This window comes from Rhodanobacter sp. T12-5, assembly GCF_008329435.1.
GTDB lineage: Bacteria > Pseudomonadota > Gammaproteobacteria > Xanthomonadales > Rhodanobacteraceae > Rhodanobacter.
In genome coordinates this window covers 54200-73175 of record NZ_NPKN01000010.1, presented here as the reverse complement: position 1 = coordinate 73175, position 18976 = coordinate 54200, and the positions used below count along the sequence as shown (strand labels likewise).

Sequence of the window (18976 nt, the reverse complement as noted above, 5' to 3'; positions counted from 1 at the left end):
GACAAGGCGAATCAACGCGTACGCTTGATCAGTTCGCTGACCCTTCGCCGCGCCTTCTGCTCCTGCTCCTTGGTCAACACTTTCTTTCGCCCGGCATAAGGGTTTTCGCCTTCGCGGAAGGCGATCCGGATCGGCGTGCCTTCGAGCTTGTAGCGCTTGCGGAAGAAGTTTTCGAGATAGCGTTGATAGGCCGGGGCAATATGTTTGGTGCGGGTGCCGTGTATGACGATGGTGGGTGGATTGCTGCCACCCGGATGCGCAAAACGCAGCTTCGGTGAATGACCATGCACCAGTGGCGGCTGGTAGCTTTCGTAGGCTTTCTCCAGCGTTTTGGTGAGATCCGACGACACCAGCACCTTGGTCGCCGAGGCATGTGCACGCACTACTGCACGCATCAGTTCACGCAGGCCCGAACCGTGCAACGCCGAAATATGCACCTGTTTGGCCCAGTCGACGAACACCAGCCGACGATCCAGTGCGCGCATGCATTCGTCGCGCTGGTATTGATCCAGGCCATCCCACTTGTTGATGGCGATCACCAGCGCCCTGCCCTCGTCCATCGCATAGCCGATCAGGGTGAGGTCCTGGTCGGCCAGGTTCTCGCGGGCGTCGATCATCACCACCACGACCTGGGCCGCGGCGATCGACTGCAGCGTCTTGATGACACTGAATTTCTCCACCGCCTCCTCCACCCGCGCCTTGCGACGGATGCCTGCGGTGTCGATCAGCGTGTAGCGCTTGCCATCGCGTTCCAGCGGAACCCGGATCGGGTCGCGGGTGGTACCGGCCACGTCGGAGACGATCAGCCGGTCCTCGCCCAGCAGGCGGTTGATCAAGGTCGATTTGCCCGCATTCGGACGGCCGACGATGGCAACGCGGATGCTGTCGCCCTCGCCTTCCGCCTCAGTCGCGCTTTCCTCGTCGGTCGGCAACAACGGCAGGATCATCCCGATCAGGTCGCCGGTGCCGCGATTGTGGGCGGCGGACAGCGGCAGGATCCGGCCGACGCCGAACGCCGAAAATTCAGCCAGCACCGCCTCTTCTTCCAGTCCGTCGGTCTTGTTGACCGCGGCGATGATGGTCTTGCCGCTGCGGCGAAGCTCGCCCAGGATGACGTAATCCTGCGGCAGCAACCCCTCGCGCGCATCGACCACGAACACCAGCACGTTGGCCTCGTCGATCGCCAGGCGAACCTGCCTGGCAGTCAGCACGTCCATGGCGTCCTCGACGCCGGACAAGCCTCCGGTGTCGACCACCACGAACGGCCTATCGCCACTGCGGCAGACGCCGTAGTGGCGATCGCGGGTAACGCCCGGCATGTCGGCCACCAAGGCGTCGCGGCTGCGGGTCAGTACATTGAAAAGGGTCGATTTACCGACATTCGGACGACCAACCAGCGCGACAACGGGCAGCATGATGAGGGCTTCGTTCCGGCGATCAGTGCGCGGACAGACGATAAGCGCCGATCCGGCCCTTGATGTCTTCCACGTAGACGGTATCGCCGACGACCAGCGGCTGGGCGCGAATCGCCTTCTTCGACAACCGTTCGCGTGCCGCCAGCGCGCCATCGCCGGTCTGCAGCCAGTGCACGTAGCCTTCCACGTCACCGACCACGACGTAATCCCCCTGTACGGCGGGGCTGGTCAACCAACGGTATTTCAGCGCCTCGTTCTTCCACATGTCGGCGCCGCCGCTCTTGTCGAACGCCCAGACCCGGGATTGATCGTCGACGCCGTAGATCGCGCTGCCATTGGACGCCACCGAGCCGAAACTCGAGAACGGATGCGCCCAGATTGGCCGTCCACTGGGACCATCGACGGCCACCAAATTGCCATGATAGGCGACGCCATAGAGCACGCTGCCATCAAGCAGAATGCTTCCGTCGACATCGTTCAGACGATCGATTTCGGTACGACCCTCGCCGCTGGAGAGCTTTTGCTCCCATAGCTTCGATCCATTGTCCATGCGCAAGGCAATGAGCTTGCCATCGTCGCTGCCGAGGAAAACCACGCCATTGGCGAGCAGCAGGCCACCGTTGCCGCGCAGACTGAGCAGTGGCACGGCGCTCTCGTCGTATACCCAGCGGCGCGCACCGGTGGCCGCGTCCAGGCCGTAAACGCGACCGTCCTCGGTACGAACCACCACCAGGCCACCGGCAATGGCCGGCGAGGCGAGAACCTCAGCATTCAATTCCACATCCCAGCGCGGGCTGCCGTCCTTCGCATTGACGCCGTAGACGTGACCGTCAAGGGTTCCTACGGCAAGCAGGTCGCCATCGACGGCAGGGCCACCGGCATACATGGCGTCCTTGCGCTTCTTGTCGCCCCAGCCGAACCAGCCGTGGGTTCTCGAACTTTTCGACCACAGGGTCTTGCCGTTGGTGGCATCGATCGCCACCAGTTTGCCGTCGGTGCTGTCGGCATAGAGCACGTTGTCGACAACCGTCGGGCGAAGGCGTGCGCCACTGTCGCCGGCACCGTCGCCCACGCTGGTGCGCCAAAGACGGGTCACCTGCACGGTAGGGGTGAAATCCTTGGCCAGCGGCGTCGGCGGCTGGACGTTTTCCTTCTTGAACGAATGACAGCCGGCAAGGGCCACCAGGGAGGTCAGCGTCGCCGTCAGCAAGACGCGTTTCATCATTTCAGGTTTCATGCACCCTGCTTCCCGGCCACGGCCAAATCATCGAGTTTCATCTGCAAGGCACCGCGCTGCGGCGCCTCCTCGCTCAAGACCGACAAGGCTGTCTGATAGGCCTTGCGTGCTTCGTCCGAACGCCCAAGCTTGACCAGCACATCGCCGCGGAGTTCCTGTGCCATGCCCTTGTAGCTGTCGGCGGGAATGCGATCGAGCGTAGCCAAGGCCGCCTTGCCGTTGTCGCGAGCCAGTTCCACCTGGGCGATGCGCAGCAGGGTCAACGACTTCAGGGCCGGATCGGCCGCGTGGCTTTCGGCCCATTCCAGCGACGTCTCGGCCTTGTCCAACTGCTTGGCGCGTACTTGCTGGACAGCTTGATCGCTGACGGCAAACATCGTGAACGGCGATTTGGCGTAATCCTTCTTCAACTGATCGGTCAGCTTCGAGGCGGCATCCGGCTTGCTGGAAGCCAATGCGGTCTGCACCTGCTGATAGAGCTCGGATGCTTCGCTTTCATGTCGGGCCTGATGCGCGCGCCATTGCTGCCAACCGAAGATGCCCACCAGGCCGATGGCGATTCCAACGACGATCGACAGACCGTTTTCGCGCAGCCATTTCTGAACCAGTTCGCTCTGTTCGTAGTTGTCGTATTCTTCGAATGCCATGCAATAACCCTTCAAAAGGCCGCACACCCACAGGCGCGTGCACAAGCCAACGCGGTAAACAAAAGGAGAAGCCGATTACATCCGGCCGATCACGTCCGCTGGTTGCCGAGCGGACAATGGGCAAGCATAACCGAAATGGCAGGTTCGAGCGGCGTGGCGCCGCTGTCAAAGGCTGGCCGCGGAGACCTTGCCATCCTGCATCTGCACGCGGAAATGCGCGACATTGGCGTGCCGGAAGTCTTCCAGTTCGATCGGCTGGCCATCGATGCTGACCTGCGCACCATTGGCATTGCCGATACGCACATCCAGCGGCTGATCGCTGTGATAGACCTTGTTGCTGCCGGCAGGCAGCAGGCCGTATTCCAGGCGTGTGCCGTCGTGATCGAGGATCTCGACCCAGCTGGCAGCCGTCAGGTTGAGGCCCAGGCTGTGGTCGTCACCGGACCGGGCCGCCGAGGCGGCAGCGACCGCAGGCTTGGCAGCCGACAGGCCGCCATCCAGATTCGGAAACGGCGCCATCGAGGCCATCAATGGCTGTTCCTGATCCGGGACCTGTACCGGGGCAACTTGCGGCGGCACCAAAGACGCCACCTTGCTGGTCAAAACGGAGGAGGCCGTTGCCGCATCGTTGCTTGTCGACGCGTCAACCTGCGCTACCGGAGCGGCATCCAGTGGGGCGAGATGGCTGAGATCCCGATCCAGCGTTCCGCGAACACCCAGCCAGATCATCGGGACCACGATCACCGCGGTCAGCACCACATAGGTGGCTGCAGTGGCATAGCGATCCAGCAGAAAGCGTGAATGCGAGATGCCGCCTGTCGCCACCAGCGGTGATTCGATCTGCCTGATGCGATCGAGCTCCACCTGGATCGAGGCCTCATTGATGCCCAGGTAACGCCCGTATTTGCCGATATAGCTGCCGAGGTAGATCTTCGAGTCGATGCCGTCGTACTGGTCGCGCTCCAGTTGGCGCAATACGCGGGCCGGCAATTTCAGGGTGTGCCCGCAGGTTTCCAGGTCCAGTCCACGGGCTTCACGTGCCGCATGCAGTCGACTGCCGAAACTCACACCGTGGGGTGCTGTGGACGGACCGTCGATGTCGAGCAAATGGACGCCGGATTCGCTCGAAATCTGCTCAGGCGGCTGGGGCTGCATGGAAGTCATGGGCTGGCGGCAGTGTCAAGAGCGTGCGCCTGCTCCGAATCCGGGAACTGGGCTTGCAATCGCTTGGTGTAAGCAAGGGCACCTTCCGGGTTGCCCAGACTGGTTTCTATATCGTGGCCGAGCTTGAGCGATGCGGCAGTCGGCTTGCCCAGCGCATCGAATCGCTGGATGAAAGCCCTGGCGCGAAACACATCCTTATTCAGATAGAGCGCATTGGCAAGCTGAAAGAGTGCCTCCGCGTTATTCGGATTACGCGCGATAGCGTCACGAAAACTCGTTTCGGCGCCGGCCACGTCCTTGCCACGCAGCTGGCATACGCCGGCATTCGTCAGGGCGACATCCGGGGTCGGATAAAATGGATCGGCCACCGCCTTGCGGAAATACGTCTGCGCCTCGGCAAACTTGCCGACGGAACAGAGAAACTGGCCGAGATTGTTGTTCGGCGAACCCTTGGTCGGCTCGAGCTCGACAGCCTTGCGGTAGTGCAGCTCGGCGTCGGCCGGACGGTTGATCTTCTCGTACACCACGGCCATCACGGTGTGCGCGGGCGCATAGTCAGGGTCGAATTTCAGCGCCGTGGTCAATTTTTGCAATGCCGTCTGCAAGTCGCCATTGGCCAGATAATGCTGGGCCAGCTCGGTATGGATGCGCGCGGCATCCACAGCCTGCTCGGCCTTGCTGGTCTGCGGCATGCTCTTGCCAAGTGCGCTGCTGTTGGTTTGCGTAGTGACGCAACCGGCCAGCGGCAGCCACAGGCTGAAGATCAGTATCCGGTCAAAGCGCATGCACTGCCCCCTCGTCCTGACGTTTGCGCAAGTCGGCACTGCGTCGGGTGCGATCGGTGACTTGCCCGGCCAACTGGCCGCAAGCCGCATCGATGTCGTCGCCGCGCGTACGCCGCAGCATGGTCAATACACCGGCATTCAGCAACTGCGTCTGGAAGTCGCGGATGTCATTCGCGTCTGAGCGCTCGTAGCGGGTGCCGGGAAATGGATTGAACGGAATCAGATTGACCTTGCAGGTCGGCAGCTTGCGCATCAGCTTGATCAGCTGGCGGGCGTGCTCGGGCCGGTCGTTGATGCCCTTCATCAAGGTGTATTCGAAGGTGATCGAGGTGCGCGGCTTGCGCGCGACCCAGCGCTGGCAGGCCGCCAGCAGCTCGGCGATCGGATAGCGCTTGTTGATCGGCACCAACTCGGTGCGCAGTTCGTCGTTGGCCGCATGCAGCGATACTGCCAGCGACACGTCGATGGCGTCGGACAACTGATCGATCAGCGGCACCATGCCGGCGGTGGACAGGGTGACGCGCTTGGCGGCCAGGCCGAAGCCGAGGTCGTCACGCATCAGTTTCATCGCACGCACCACGTTCTCGAAATTGGCCAGCGGTTCGCCCATCCCCATCATCACCACATTGGTGATGCGGCGGTTCTGGTGGGTGACGTTGCCCAGATGCTTCGCCGCCACCCACACCTGGCCGATGATTTCGGCGGTGGACAGGTTGCGGTTGAAGCCCTGCGCGCCAGTCGAGCAGAAACTGCAGTTCAGCGCGCAACCGATCTGCGAGGACACGCACAAGGTACCGCGGGTCGGTTCGGGGATGTACACCGTCTCGATCGCGTTGCCGCTGTCCATGCCCAGCAGCCACTTGTGGGTGCCGTCGGTGGCGGCCTTGTCCAGCAAGGTCTTCGGCGCGCCGATGTAGCAAACCTCGGTGAGCTTGGCGCGCAGCGCCTTGCCCACGTCGGTCATGTTTTCGAAGTTGTCTTCCAGGTCGTGGTAGATCCACTTCATCACCTGCTCGGCGCGATACGGCTTCTCGCCGATCTGCGTGAAGAAATCACGCAAACCCTGGCGATCGAAATCGAGCAGATTGACCTTGGCAGGAGGATTCACAACGACCTGGTTCACAACGCATGCCTCACAACTATTGAATCGCTCAGCGCGACAACACGTCCGTCGCAGCGAAGAAATACGAAATCTCCACCTTGGCGGTATCGACCGCATCGGAGCCATGTACGGCATTGGCGTCGATGGAATCGGCAAAGTCGGCGCGGATCGTGCCCGGTGCGGCTTCCTTCGGATTGGTGGCGCCCATCAGATCGCGATGAGCCAACACGGCGTTCTCACCCTCGAGCGCGGTGATCATGACCGGACCGGAGATCATGAAGTCGACCAGCGCCTTGAAGAACGGACGCTCGCGGTGCACCGCGTAGAAGCCTTCGGCTTCCTTGCGCGACAGCTGCTTCATCTTGGCGGCGACGATCTTGAGGCCGGCCTTTTCGAAGCGTGCGTAGATTTCACCGATGACGTTCTTGGCAACGGCGTCGGGCTTGATGATGGAAAGGGTGCGCTCCAGCGCCATACGGGTCTGCTCCGGGAAAACCGATTAAGGAAAGGATGATGGCCGGCTCGGGCCGGCAGATGAACTAAACCTCACAGGGAATGAGGCTTTAGCTCACGAAAGTTTGACAGATTCTAACTCATACGCAAGTCGCCCGATGTTTGCAACTGTCGATTGTTTGACGGGCGCAAAGCTGTCCGCGTATGCTCAAACGATCGTTTGAACTTCCTTCCGCCGATGGATGCCCGCCCGTGAACAGCTCCGGCTCAACCAAGGAACGGATACTCGGCGCCGCCGAAGTCCTGTTTGCCCAACGCGGCTTCGACGGCGCTTCGCTGCGCCAACTGACTGCGGCTGCAGGGGTCAATCTGGCGGCGGTCAATTACCACTTCGGTTCAAAGGAAAAGCTGGTCGAAGAAGTATTCAGGCGCCGCCTGGACGCGCTGAACGCCAGCCGACTGAAGGCGCTGGCCAAAGTCTCCGGCGCCGCGGGCACCACCCTGGAAGACGTGCTGGAAGCTTACATCCGCCCCGCGCTGGAGTTGTCGCACGACGACAACGGTTCGTTGTTCATGCGCGTGCTGGCGCGGGCATTCGCCGAGCATGACGACACCCTGCGCCAGTTCCTTTCCGAGAATTACGGCCACGTCATGCGCCAGTTCACCGCCGAGTTCGCCCGCCTGCTGCCCCAGCTGGACAAGCCCGAACTGTATTGGCGGATCGACCTGGTCACCGGCGCGCTGACCCATGCCATGTCCGGCTTCGGCATGATCCAGCGCAAGAGCGAAGTCAGCGAACAGGTTCACCGCGAGCAGATCGCGCAACACCTGATCCGTTTCGCCGTCGCCGGGCTCAGCCACCCTTGAGTCACCTGCCCCACCCTCTTTTGCATCCCCGGAGAAGCCAATGACCGCTGCATCCTCATCCACATCGGCACTACGTATCCGCAAGGCCGCCGTGCTGGGCGCCGGTGTCATGGGCGCGCAGATCGCCGCGCACCTGACCAACGCCGGCGTCGAAACCGTGCTGTTCGACCTGCCCGCGAAAGAAGGCCCGAAAAGCGGTATCGCGCTGAAAGCCATCGCCAACCTGTCCAAGCTGTCGCCTGCCCCGCTGGCCGACAAGAGCCTTGCCGCCGCGATCATTCCGGCCAACTACGACGACGATCTCGACCATCTGAAGGATGTCGACCTGGTCATCGAGGCGATCGCCGAGCGAATGGACTGGAAGCTCGACCTCTACAGGAAAATCGCCGGCCACCTGTCGGAGACCGCGATCATCGCCTCCAACACCTCCGGCTTGTCGATCAACGCCCTGGCCGAGGCGCTGCCGGAAGAAATGCGCCATCGCTTCTCAGGCGTGCACTTCTTCAACCCGCCGCGCTACATGCACCTGGTCGAGCTGATCCCGACCCGGCTCACCGACAAAAACGTGCTGGACGGCCTCGAAGCCTTCCTCGTCACCGCCGTCGGCAAGGGCGTGGTGATCGCCCGCGACACGCCAAATTTCATCGGCAACCGCATCGGCGTGTTCTCGATGCTGGCCACCATGCATCACACCGAGCAGTTCAAGCTCGGCTTCGACACCGTGGACGCACTGACCGGTCCGGCTGTCGGCCGCCCGAAAAGTGCGACCTACCGCACCGCCGACGTGGTCGGCCTGGACACCATGGCCCACGTCATCAAGACCATGGCCGACACCCTGCCTGACGATCCGTGGCACGCATACTTCAAGGCGCCGGTGTGGCTGGCCGGGCTCATTGAAAAGGGCGCACTGGGCCAGAAGAACGGCGCCGGCTTCTACAAGAAGGCTGGCAAGGACATCGTGGTGCTGGACGTGGCGAAGCAGGACTATCGCCCGTCCGAGCAGAAGCCGTCGGATGAAGTCGCCGCGATCCTGGCGATCAAGGATCCGGCCGAGAAGTTCGGCAAGCTGCGCGCATCAAACGATCCGCAGGCGCAGTTCCTGTGGGCCACCTTCCGCGACCTGTTCCACTACACCGCCTACCACTTGGCCGACATCGCCGACACCGCCCGCGACGTCGACTTCGCGATCCGCTGGGGCTACGGCTGGAAACTCGGCCCGTTCGAAACCTGGCAAGCCGCGGGCTGGCAACAGGTGGCCGGCTGGATCAACGAAGACATTGTCGCTGGCAAGGCGATGAGCAAGGCCCCGCTGCCGGCATGGGTCACCGACGGCCGTAAAGGCGTCCATTCGAAAGACGGCTCGTACTCCGCCAGCGCCCATGCCGACAAGCCCCGCTCCCAGCATCCGGTGTACAAGCGCCAGTTGTTCCCCGATCCGATCCTCGGCGAGAAGTTCGACCAGGGCACCACCGTCTGGGAAAACGACGGCGTGCGCCTGTGGACGCTGGGCGACGACGGCATCGGCATCCTCTCGTTCAAGACCAAGATGCATACGGTCAACGATCACGTGCTCGACGGCATCCAGCACGCGATCGGCGTCGCCGAAGAGAAGTTGAAGGCGGTAGTGATCTGGCAGACCAGCGAACCGTTCTCCGCCGGCGCCGACCTCAAGGGCGCACTGGGTCTGCTGAAGGACGGCAAGTTCGACGACTTCGAGAAGATGGTCGCCAACTTCCAGCGCACCAGCATGCGCATCAAGCATTCGCTGGTGCCGGTGGTCTCTGCCGTGCGTGGCCTCGCCCTCGGCGGCGGCTGCGAATTCCAGATGCACTCCGCCCGGACGGTTGCCGCGCTCGAGAGCTATCTCGGCCTGGTCGAAGCCGGCGTCGGCTTGCTGCCGGCCGGCGGCGGCCTGCACGAACTGGCCGTGCGCGCGGCGAAAGCCAACCCGAACGACCCATTCGAGGAACTGAAGAAGGTATTCGAGACCGTGGCAATGGCCAAGGTTTCGCCCAGCGCGATCGAAGCGAAGAACATGGGCCTGCTGCGCGACAGCGACGTGGTCGTGTTCAATACCTACGAACTGCTCTACGTCGCCAAGCAGGTGGCCAACGCACTGGCCGAAACCGGCTACCGCCCGCCGCTGTACCAGCGCGCCATTCCGGTCGCCGGCGACGTCGGCACCGCCACATTCAAAGCCTCGCTGGCCAACCTTCAGGCCGGTTACTTCGCTTCCGAACACGACGTGGAGATCGCCAGGCGCATCGCCGACACCTTGTGCGGCGGCGTCATCGAACGTGGCTCGACCGTTGACGAGGAATGGCTGCTGGCGCTGGAACGCAAGCACTTCGTGGAGCTGGCCAAAACCGAGAAGACCCAGGCCCGCATCGCCCACACCATGACTACCGGCAAGCCGCTCAGGAACTGATCCGCGCCCTGCTCCCAATTTTCAGAGACAACCCGACTCCCTACGCGGCGTCATTCCCGCGAAAGCGGGTATGACGACCGAAGAGATGGCAGGTTGCTCCATTAAGGATTGAAGACCATGACCAAGCAAGTGCAAGACGCCTACATCGTCGCCGCCACCCGCACCCCGGTCGGCAAGGCCCCGCGCGGCGTGTTCCGCTACACCCGCCCGGACGACATGCTCGCCCACGTGATCCGCGCCGTGATGGCGCAGGCGCCCGGCATCGACCCGCACCAGATCGGCGACGTCATCATCGGCTGCGCCATGCCCGAGGCCGAGCAAGGCATGAACGTGGCGCGCATCGGCCTGCTGCTGGCCGGCCTGCCGCACACCGTGCCCGGCGTCACCGTCAACCGCTTCTGCTCCTCCGGCCTGCAGTCGGTGGCGATGGCCGCCGACCGCATCCGCCTGGGCCTGGACGACCTGATGCTTGCCGGCGGCACCGAGAGCATGAGCATGGTGCCCATGATGGGCCACAAGATCGCGATGAACCCGGCCATCTTCAACGATGAGAACATCGGCATCGCCTACGGCATGGGCATCACCGCCGAGAACGTGGCGAAGAAGTGGAAAATCAGCCGCGAGCAGCAGGACGCGTTCTCGGTGGAAAGCCACCGCCGCGCACTGGCCGCCCAGGCCGCCGGCGAATTCAACGACGAGATCAGCCCGTTCGCATTGGACGACCACTACCCCAACCTCGCCACCCGCCAGATCGTCACCGACAGCCGCAACATCACCGCCGACGAAGGCCCGCGCGCCGGCACCACGCTGGAAGTGCTGGGCAAGCTGAAGACCGTGTTCCGCAACGGCCAGTTCGGCGGCACCGTCACCGCCGGCAACTCCAGCCAGATGTCCGACGGCGCCGGTGCCGTGCTGCTCGCCAGCGAAAAAGCCATCAAGGAATACAACCTTCAGCCGTTGGCCCGCTTCGTCGGCTTCTCCGTCGCCGGCGTACCGCCGGAAGTGATGGGCATCGGCCCGAGGGAAGCCATCCCGAAAGCCCTCAAGCAGACCGGCATCAGCCAGGATCAGCTCGACTGGATCGAACTCAACGAAGCCTTCGCCGCCCAGGCCCTCGCCGTGATGGGTGACCTCAAACTCGACCCGAGCAAGGTCAACCCGCTTGGCGGCGCGATTGCGCTTGGCCACCCGCTCGGTGCGACCGGCGCGGTGCGCATCGCCACGCTGGTGCACGGCATGCGCCGGCGCAAGCAGAAGTACGGCATGGTGACAATGTGCATCGGCACCGGCATGGGCGCGGCGGGCGTTTTCGAGGCGCTCTGAGGATCACCTCACGCACGTCGAGCATCCACTCATGTGAAACAAAGACGGCGGCGCCGCATCGGCGTCGCCGTTTTTTCATGATCGCCTGGCCAGGAACCGATGACGTGGCGGTGGCAATTGCGTCGACGATGCTTACCGGGCCGTCGGGTTGGTGGTCTCCACTCTGAATTCCCTCACGGTGATCACCGTGCCTTTCGCCGGCCTGCCGCTGCCATCGACACGAACGAAGGAGATGGTCAGCCTGTCGAGGTTTCCGGGCGCGATCCGCGCCAGCGCATCGGTGGCCGGGTAAGCAATCCGGACACCGTCGCTGGCTTTGGCCATGGGCATGCCACTCATCGCCATGTGATTCAACATGCCGGTGATCTCGAACGACCCCACAGTGCCCAGCAGGTACTTCGTTTCGGGCTGGGACGTCCCCGCCTGCGCGGGAAGGTTGATATAGATCTTGTAGAAATAACCGCCCTTCTTGCCGAGTTCGGTCAAGCGGACACCATCCAGCACGACCTGCAGGGAATTGTCGATCGGGGCTTGCACCTTCGTGGCGGCCTGTTTGAGCAGCAACGAGCGGACCTGGTTGCGATCCGTCACACCAAGGGGTACAGCGACGCTGACCGACTTCTCATCCAGCGCCAGCCGTTGCCCACCTCCCAGGGATACGGCAAGCGCACCCTGCGGCGTGGACGAAAGCGCCTGCAGGGTGATCGCCGCTGGCTGCGGCGGAACCGATATCACGGGCAGAGCCATTGGCATGGTCTCGTTGTCGTATTGGTAGCGCAGGACTGAGTCCGAGATTGTCCAGACGCGCTTTATGGTCGGAACCCCGGGGCCGTAGTTGAAAGATCCCGCCCAATAGGGGTCCGTCGAAGGGGGCATGGTTCGCCCACCGCCAGCATTGCACCACGCAGCCCACAGACGGTCGATGTTGCCATGGTGAACCCAGAAGATCGGGTCTCTCGGGGAAACCGTGACAGCCCCCATCGCACCGCCTATAAGATTGTGCACCGGATTGTGGGGCAAGGTCTCCAAGGTCGTCTCGAAGGCATTGGTCAGGCCGCGTTGAAAATTGGTGACCGTGGGAGCAAACGGATCGAGGCTGAGCGCATTGGTCACGTCCGTGTTTTGACGATTGGCGATGTAGAGCGGTGATGTGGTATCGGTGAATTCGATCGGCATCACCGGATTGGTGTAGTAGTCCCAATAGGGAATTACCAAATCAGGGTTTCCCGACACTGCTCGCACTTGCGCTTCGAACCGAAACAGAAAGCCGCGATGCCAGGCCAGAAAATATGCGACGCGATGCGGGCAGAAATCCTTGTGGACATTCACCCAGTAATTCCAGCTATTCGGATCGGATGCATTGGTATTGGCCTTCATGGCACTTATCGCAGCAAGGTAGTCCTGAAACATCGGCATCGCGCAGAAAGTGGACCATTCAGGCCGGTAGCGCAGCGCCCCAGTGGCGCCGAGAGACACGCGTGGCAAGAGTGGAACCAGCGCTGCTGTGAGCGATGACTGCAGAAAACGCCTTCGGGAAATCATGTTTTTCTCCATCTTCGAATTTCGCCAAGCCGACAGCACCGTGAAAATCAAACGCCCGCAGAGAGCCTCAGGCCGGCCATGTGAGGAGTCTGTGATCCGAATGGCGCGTGCCGAGTTGCGCAGCTCTTTGCTGCGCAAACCGGCACACACGTGCAACGCTGATTGAACGACCGCATCTGCGGCAACGCCCCGATTGTCCTGGCGCGTCACCCCTCGTCGCGGGCGCGGCCGCTTCACGCCTTGGCTATCTTTCTACTGCTAGGTTTTTGCCCCGTCATCATCCAAACGGATGACGCGAAGAACGGAATGGCCGCGGAGGGTCGCCCTTGGACCGCCGGCGCAGCACGCAGTTGATCGATGCCCTCTACGGCATGGATTTGCGTGCGCCGGATTGGACCCCTTTCCTTGCGCTCATCGCGCAGGTGTTTCGCTCCCATGTCGTTTCGGTGCAAATCCACGATCACGCCCACAGGCACGGGCGACTGATGACTGCCATCGGCCTGCCACCCAGGTTGATGGCACTCCATCCCACGCTGTCCTACGAGCACCCCTGGTTCGAGCGCGGCGCCAGCAGGTTGCTGCTGGAGGGGATTGCCGACGACCGCGGGCTGATGGGCGAGCCCGAACTGAGGGACACCCGCTACTACGCCGAGTTCATGCACGACGCAGGCATCGGCCATGGCATGGCGCTGTGCATGCATGCGCAAGGGCCGAACGATCTCGCGCTGCTCACCATCAACCGGGATTGGCAAACCGGGTATTACGACGAACACGAGTGCGAGCTGGCGCGATCGCTATTGCCGCATCTCTGCAACGCCTACGCGCTGCAACAGCGCCTTGGCTGGCTGCATCATGAAAGCCGGAACTTCCACGCCGCGCTGGATCAATTGACCGATGGCGTGTTGCTGCTCAATGCCGAAGGGCAATTGCAGTTCTGCAACAGCACGGCCCTGCAGATGGAAGCCGACCGCCTGTTCGCACGCCGCCCCGACGGTCGCCTGCACCTGTATTGGCCGGCGGACGAACAACGACTGCGACGAACCCTCCCCCAGCTTTGCGCCAACATTGAGAGCCGGCCGCTCATCCAGCAATTGCACGGCCCCGACGGCGTGCTCGCCGGTACGCTGAAGTTCTGCCCCGCCGGCATGGTGGCGGGCACGCACTGGTCGCAATACGACACGCGCGTGATTGCTTTCGTCAAGACCGTGGCCTCGGGCAGCACCGCATCGCTCGGCGAAGAGTTGCAGCGCCAATGGGGCTTTACCAGCGCCGAGGCGCAACTGGCGCAATGGCTGATGCAGGGAATGTCACTTTCCCAGGCCGCCGAGCAAGGCGGCGTCACCATCAACACCGTGCGTACCCAGCTGCGATCGCTCTTCGACAAGACGCAGACCCGACGGCAGGCCGAGCTTATGCGGGTGCTGCTGCGGCTCTCGCCTGCGTAAGAATGATTCGCCTGTAGCGGCGACCGGCGGACGAGGACAAAGGAGATCGGCGCCGTATCACTACGACAACGTACTTCTTGCCAGGCATTGCGGTGAAGGCGAAGCTCGATGATCCGCTCTCCCTTGTACGCGCCGAACGCATCAGCCGGCCCAGCATCTCGCCACCGCGCGGGCTGCGGCGGAGCCGAGCATGAGCGCGCAGCAAGACGAAGATCGCGCCAAAGAATCCTCTCGCCGCCCGGCCGGTGCGGCCAACGGCTTCTCGCTGTCGGGCGACGAACAGGGCGAAGTCGAGGAGAAGCGGCAACCACGCGCCGCGGTGTTGCATGAGGTGATCCGCCGTGAAGGCGAGCAGGAGCTCAGCCGAGGCTTCGCCGCGTTGAGCCTGTCCGCGCTCGCGGCTGGCCTGTCAATGGGTTTTTCCATGCTGGCGCGCGGTCTGCTGCACCGCCATCTCGCCGGCATGCCGGGCGCATTCCTGCTGGAAAGCCTGGGTTATCCGTTCGGCTTCGTCGTGGTCATCCTGGCGCGGCAGCAACTATTCACCGAAATAACCATGATCGCCGTGCTGCCCGTCATGACTGATCCGCGCCTGCGCGCCCTCGGCCGATTGCTGCGCATGTGGGCCATCGTGTTCGCAGGCAATCTTGTCGGGGTCGCCCTGTTCGCGTGGGGCGTCCTGCATCTGGACCAGTTCGACGAGGAGAACCAGAACGCCTTCCTCGCGATCGGTCGCGAACTGATGCACAACACACCTTCGCAGATGTTCACCAAGGGCATTCTCGCCGGCTGGCTGATTGCCATCATGGTATGGCTGCTGCCCGCTGCCGAAGGCAGCAAGATCCTCGCGATCACCCTGGTGACATACCTCATCGCGCTGGGCGGCTTCACCCACATCGTCGTCGGCTCGGTTGAAACGCTGTACCTGGTGTTCGCCGGAGAATTGGCTTTCGGCGATTAGGTTACCGCCTTCGCGCTGCCCACTCTCGCCGGCAACATCGTCGGCGGCAGCTTGATCTACGCCCTGATCAGCCACGCCCAGGTGCGCAGCGACACGGAGTAGCCGGTGCGAACTGCCTACTCATTCTTTACACAAATGAGGGATCACAATACCGACAACCGGCACTCATCCGTGAACGTTTAGTGACCTTGCCGAAACCCAAATCAGCGCGCGCGGCTCTGAATCGCATAACGCGGACCACACGCGACATTCTCGGACTTGCGTTTGACGAGAGGCTGTCGCGTTCGTACTGGCCGGAGGCGCCGCGAAAAAGCAGGCCGAGGATAGTCGTCGAGCTGATCTGGTGGTTGATCCGTACCGGCGAGGCCAACAACTTCTATTACGCCTACGGGCTGGACCTCAAATCCGCGCGCCGCCGTGACCTGATGTCGTATCGGCGGTTTCAGTGGATGCGAAACCGCTGCAACCTGCGCGTGGACGGGGCGACTTACAACTATGTCTGCTTGCTGCGGGACAAGTTCGTTTTCGGCCAGTTCGCGTCGAGCCTTGGCATACCGACGCCGAAAAACCTCGCCCTGCTGGATCGGGAAAGCATTACATGGCTCGATCGCGACGAAATCGTTCCGCTGGAAGCCCTCGCCGAAGCCGACGCGCCTGGTCTCGATGGCTTCTGCAAGCCGCTGGCCGGCATGCAGGGCACCGACGTGTTTCCGTTGCGGATCGATCGGGGCCGACTTTTTGTCGCGGACACGCCGGTGTCGCTGGACGAGCTGCGCAGGCGCCTGAGAGGACGGTGCCTGTTCCAGCAGCGCATCGACCAACATCCGCTGATGAGCCAGTTGAACGCCAGTTCCGTGAATACCATGCGGTTGATTTCATTCTGCAGCGACGGTGAGGCCGCCGTGTTGCATGGCGTTTTGCGTATCGGCGTGCCACCCGGCAATGTCGACAACTGGGCTGCCGGCGGACTGATCGTCAGCATCGATCTCGAGCGTGGAAAATTGCGCGGCGACGGGTTTTTCAAACCTGGCACGGGCGCGCGCACTCCGGTTCATCCGGTCAGCGGCACCCGCTTCGACGGGTTCGAGTTGCCACGATTCGCGGCAGCGATCGCCATGGTCAAGCGAGTGCACGAATACCTTCCGCACATCCATTCGATCGGTTGGGATGTCGCCATCTCCACCGATGGCCCAGTCATCGTCGAGGGCAACGATGACTGGGACGCCGGCTGTCTGATGGTTCTCGAACAGGGTTTCAGACAGCATTTTATGGAGCTGTGTGGCAGGCGCGATTCGAAACGCGTCCGTTGAAGACCGAGCTCAGTGCTGCGGCACTCTCGCCGTCGGCTCGGATGCCTTGCCGTGTAGCCGCGGCCATGGGCAAAGCATCGGCACCTCACGTTGATAACGCTGGTAGTCGCAGCCGTGCGCGGCGATCAGGTCGCGCTCCTCGAGGAACTTCACCGCGATCAGGATGTAGCCCGTGGTGGCCACGGCAAACAGCAGATGACCGACGCTCATGTGCGGAATGGCCCAGAACGCGATGAGGAAACCGAGCATCAGCGGATGCCGCACGACGCGGTAGAAGAAATGCTGTTTGAACGGCAGCGGCGTGCAGGATTGTCCGCGTGCGTACAGCCAGACCTGACGCAGGCCGAACAGATCGAAATGATTGATGACGAAGGTGCCCGTGAGCACCAGCAACCAGCCGAAAGCGAACAGTGCGTACAGCGCCATGGAGCCCCAGCCGGGCTCCGCCTGCCAGACCGTGCCCGGCAACGGCCGCCACTGCCAGAACAGTAGGATCAGCGCCAGGCTGGACAGCAGTACGTAGGTACTGCGCTCGATCGCCGGGGACAGCCTTCGCGTCAGCCATGCCTTGAAGCCCTGACGGGCCATGCCGCTGTGCTGCACGGCGAAAAGTCCTAGCAGCACCACGTCGATGACCCATGTCGCGAGCGAGGCCGGCCCGCCCGGCGGTGGCTGATCCAGGGTCCGGGGTACCAGAAAATCGCCCACGAAAGCGATGGCGTAGAGAAACGTCAGCAAGAACACGACGTAGCAGAGCACGCCGTAGCAGAGGGTCAGCAAGGCACGCATGATCGGTCATCTCCGTCAGGGTAAAGGGAAGCTCTACCGGCACGCGTCACAGCGCCGACAAAAAAGCCACAAGGTCGCGTTTCTGCTGACCGCTCATGTGGATGTTGAAGCGGGTGTTGTAGAAGTCGACCACGTCGCCCAGGGTGGCCGCCGAACCGTTGTGGAAATACGGTGCGCGCGCGGCCAGGCCACGCAGGATCGGGCCCTTGAACTTGCCGATGTCGGCCCATTTGCCCGTGATCATGGCCAAGCCCGGATCGGTGGTTTGCACCGACTTGCCGGTGATCTGGTTGGTCAGTGTGTAGAGCGGCATGTCCGGGGTACGCCGGCTGGCGTCGGCGACGCCGATGTTGACCGGCAGCGCCATCGAGTGGTTGCCGATGTTGGGCGAGTTGTGACAGCTGCTGCAGCTGCCGTGGATCACCGGCATGCCGGTGACGTCGTTGAGCCCGGCCACACCGCGGATGGCGATCGGCATCGAATTGAACAACTGCTCGCCGCGGGCGATGGCGGCACGTGCAAGGCCGCGCGGGTCACGGCGGAACTGCGCGGTGGGATCGTTCCAGTCGTCGAACAGGCGCATCGCCTTCTCGTCGAACGCGTCGCCGGTGGGGTCGTTGCCGAGGGTGTCGTTGATGCCGACCCAGAAGCGTTGCTGGGCGAGGATGTTGGCACCGCCCATCGCGTTGTCGCTGTTGAGCTGGCCCGCGCCGTTGTCGTCGACCTGTGCGGTAACCATGTGCATTTCAAAATCGACGATCTGCGCGATGACCGCGTCGCTGGGCGCAGCGGCCGCCTGTTCGTGGCCAAGGATGGCATGGCGGGCCTGCGAGGCGAGGCTGACCCGCAGGTTTTCCAGATCGATGCCGGCATCCATCGGCGGCTTGAACGGCGAGAAGGTTTCGCGACCGTCCCACATCACGGCGGTGAGCCAGATCAGGTTGGTCGCCGGCAGCGGCCGGCGGAACAGCGACAGCTCGCGCGCGCTGGCGTAGCCGTAGGGATCGTCCACTTTGGTCAGGCGAAATTCGGCGTTCGCCGGCATCGGCATGCCGACGCGTATCAGTCCGCGGCTGAGCAGCATGGCGTAGGCGCTGCGGCGGGCGTAGACATTGGACACATCGGCCACTGGCGACACGGCGCCATCGACCAGGGAAAAAATGGGATCGGTGCCGTTGGTCCTGGCGAAACGCTGGCGCAGTTCGTCGGGCGAGACCGTCCAGCCTTGCGCCTGGCGGTGGCAGGAGTCGCACGAGCGGCCGTTGCTGCCGAAGCTCTGGAAGAAGGGATTGGCGCTGTCGATGCGGCCGCTGGGCGTGCTGGTTTGCAGCCAGCCGGAGGGGTCGGCAGTGGTCAACGGGCTGGCATGCGAGAGCTGGCGATCAGGCTGCTGTGCGTGTGTGGCGCCGACGCCCACCAGCAGCAAGGTCACGAGGGTGGCTGCCAATCGCTGGCGTGTGGTGAATCGGAAACGGTGATCGAACATGACGGTTGCCCCATGGCTGGAT

Annotated in this window: 16 protein-coding genes; 6 read left to right on the top strand and 10 right to left on the bottom strand. The window is 62.8% G+C overall.

Features of this window, described 5'->3' with window-relative positions:
- Positions 1-11: 11 nt before the first annotated feature.
- From der to ndk, 7 genes are all read right to left on the bottom strand, one after another.
- On the bottom strand, positions 12-1415 hold the full coding sequence (gene der, locus CIW53_RS17055) for a ribosome biogenesis GTPase Der (RefSeq protein ID WP_149365924.1): 1404 nt from the start codon (positions 1413-1415) through the stop codon (positions 12-14).
- Between the two features lie 22 nt (positions 1416-1437).
- The gene (bamB, locus tag CIW53_RS17050; RefSeq protein WP_242451963.1) at positions 1438-2652 is read right to left on the bottom strand and encodes an outer membrane protein assembly factor BamB; all 1215 of its coding nucleotides are present in this window, start codon (positions 2650-2652) and stop codon (positions 1438-1440) included.
- Positions 2649-3299 carry a tetratricopeptide repeat protein gene (locus CIW53_RS17045; RefSeq protein ID WP_149365923.1) on the bottom strand — a complete coding sequence of 217 codons (651 nt, stop codon included), beginning with the start codon at positions 3297-3299 and terminating at the stop codon, positions 2649-2651. Before CIW53_RS17045 ends, bamB begins: the two co-directional genes overlap by 4 nt.
- A gap of 165 nt (positions 3300-3464) precedes the next feature.
- Complete coding sequence (locus tag CIW53_RS17040; protein WP_149365922.1) at positions 3465-4463, bottom strand: RodZ domain-containing protein; 999 nt, start codon at positions 4461-4463, stop codon at positions 3465-3467.
- On the bottom strand, positions 4460-5248 hold the full coding sequence (gene pilW / locus CIW53_RS17035) for a type IV pilus biogenesis/stability protein PilW (RefSeq protein WP_149365921.1): 789 nt from the start codon (positions 5246-5248) through the stop codon (positions 4460-4462). The genes CIW53_RS17040 and pilW overlap by 4 nt, the downstream gene beginning before the upstream one ends.
- Positions 5238-6371, bottom strand: coding sequence for a 23S rRNA (adenine(2503)-C(2))-methyltransferase RlmN (gene rlmN, locus CIW53_RS17030; RefSeq protein ID WP_149365920.1), 1134 nt, complete (start codon positions 6369-6371; stop codon positions 5238-5240). Before rlmN ends, pilW begins: the two co-directional genes overlap by 11 nt.
- 28 nt (positions 6372-6399) lie before the next feature.
- On the bottom strand, positions 6400-6825 hold the full coding sequence (gene ndk, locus CIW53_RS17025; RefSeq protein WP_149365919.1) for a nucleoside-diphosphate kinase: 426 nt from the start codon (positions 6823-6825) through the stop codon (positions 6400-6402).
- 182 nt (positions 6826-7007) lie between these two features.
- Between ndk and CIW53_RS17020 the strand changes: the two genes are divergently transcribed.
- The 3 genes from CIW53_RS17020 (at position 7008) to CIW53_RS17010 (ending at position 11421) form a co-directional block, all read left to right on the top strand.
- Complete coding sequence (locus CIW53_RS17020) at positions 7008-7670, top strand: TetR/AcrR family transcriptional regulator (protein WP_149365918.1); 663 nt, start codon at positions 7008-7010, stop codon at positions 7668-7670.
- 40 nt (positions 7671-7710) lie between these two features.
- The gene (locus CIW53_RS17015; protein WP_149365917.1) at positions 7711-10098 is read left to right on the top strand and encodes a 3-hydroxyacyl-CoA dehydrogenase/enoyl-CoA hydratase family protein; all 2388 of its coding nucleotides are present in this window, start codon (positions 7711-7713) and stop codon (positions 10096-10098) included.
- A 117-nt stretch (positions 10099-10215) separates the two neighbouring features.
- Positions 10216-11421 (top strand): acetyl-CoA C-acyltransferase, encoded by a 1206-nt coding sequence (locus tag CIW53_RS17010; RefSeq protein ID WP_149365916.1) that lies wholly within the window; start codon positions 10216-10218, stop codon positions 11419-11421.
- A gap of 132 nt (positions 11422-11553) precedes the next feature.
- Here CIW53_RS17010 and CIW53_RS17005 read toward each other — a convergent pair whose 3' ends face one another.
- On the bottom strand, positions 11554-13200 hold the full coding sequence (locus CIW53_RS17005) for a tyrosinase family protein (RefSeq protein ID WP_149365915.1): 1647 nt from the start codon (positions 13198-13200) through the stop codon (positions 11554-11556).
- Between the two features lie 89 nt (positions 13201-13289).
- Between CIW53_RS17005 and CIW53_RS17000 the strand changes: the two genes are divergently transcribed.
- From CIW53_RS17000 to CIW53_RS16990, 3 genes are all read left to right on the top strand, one after another.
- The gene (locus CIW53_RS17000) at positions 13290-14408 is read left to right on the top strand and encodes a LuxR C-terminal-related transcriptional regulator (RefSeq protein WP_149365914.1); all 1119 of its coding nucleotides are present in this window, start codon (positions 13290-13292) and stop codon (positions 14406-14408) included.
- Positions 14409-14598: 190 nt separating this feature from the next.
- The gene (locus CIW53_RS16995; RefSeq protein ID WP_197736694.1) at positions 14599-15369 is read left to right on the top strand and encodes a formate/nitrite transporter family protein; all 771 of its coding nucleotides are present in this window, start codon (positions 14599-14601) and stop codon (positions 15367-15369) included.
- A gap of 182 nt (positions 15370-15551) precedes the next feature.
- A complete protein-coding gene (locus CIW53_RS16990; protein ID WP_149365913.1) occupies positions 15552-16679 on the top strand; it encodes a sugar-transfer associated ATP-grasp domain-containing protein in 1128 nt (375 codons plus the stop codon).
- 9 nt (positions 16680-16688) lie between these two features.
- Here the strand turns inward: CIW53_RS16990 and mddA are convergent, their stop codons facing one another.
- Both mddA and CIW53_RS16980 read right to left on the bottom strand, forming a co-directional pair.
- On the bottom strand, positions 16689-17468 hold the full coding sequence (gene mddA, locus CIW53_RS16985) for a methanethiol S-methyltransferase (RefSeq protein WP_149365912.1): 780 nt from the start codon (positions 17466-17468) through the stop codon (positions 16689-16691).
- Positions 17469-17514: 46 nt separating this feature from the next.
- Entirely contained in the window at positions 17515-18954 is a 1440-nt protein-coding gene (locus tag CIW53_RS16980; RefSeq protein ID WP_197736692.1) for a hypothetical protein, read from the bottom strand.
- Between the last annotated feature and the right edge of the window lie 22 nt (positions 18955-18976).

Coding starts and splice junctions, on each gene's coding strand:
- der (WP_149365924.1), bottom strand. CDS start 1,415: ATGCTGCCCGTTGTCGCGCTGGTTGGTCGTCCGAATGTCGGTAAATCG.
- bamB (WP_242451963.1), bottom strand. CDS start 2,652: ATGAAACCTGAAATGATGAAACGCGTCTTGCTGACGGCGACGCTGACC.
- CIW53_RS17045 (WP_149365923.1), bottom strand. CDS start 3,299: ATGGCATTCGAAGAATACGACAACTACGAACAGAGCGAACTGGTTCAG.
- CIW53_RS17040 (WP_149365922.1), bottom strand. CDS start 4,463: ATGACTTCCATGCAGCCCCAGCCGCCTGAGCAGATTTCGAGCGAATCC.
- pilW (WP_149365921.1), bottom strand. CDS start 5,248: ATGCGCTTTGACCGGATACTGATCTTCAGCCTGTGGCTGCCGCTGGCC.
- ndk (WP_149365919.1), bottom strand. CDS start 6,825: ATGGCGCTGGAGCGCACCCTTTCCATCATCAAGCCCGACGCCGTTGCC.
- CIW53_RS17020 (WP_149365918.1), top strand. CDS start 7,008: ATGCTCAAACGATCGTTTGAACTTCCTTCCGCCGATGGATGCCCGCCC.
- CIW53_RS17015 (WP_149365917.1), top strand. CDS start 7,711: ATGACCGCTGCATCCTCATCCACATCGGCACTACGTATCCGCAAGGCC.
- CIW53_RS17010 (WP_149365916.1), top strand. CDS start 10,216: ATGACCAAGCAAGTGCAAGACGCCTACATCGTCGCCGCCACCCGCACC.
- CIW53_RS16995 (WP_197736694.1), top strand. CDS start 14,599: ATGAGCGCGCAGCAAGACGAAGATCGCGCCAAAGAATCCTCTCGCCGC.
- mddA (WP_149365912.1), bottom strand. CDS start 17,468: ATGCGTGCCTTGCTGACCCTCTGCTACGGCGTGCTCTGCTACGTCGTG.
- CIW53_RS16980 (WP_197736692.1), bottom strand. CDS start 18,954: ATGTTCGATCACCGTTTCCGATTCACCACACGCCAGCGATTGGCAGCC.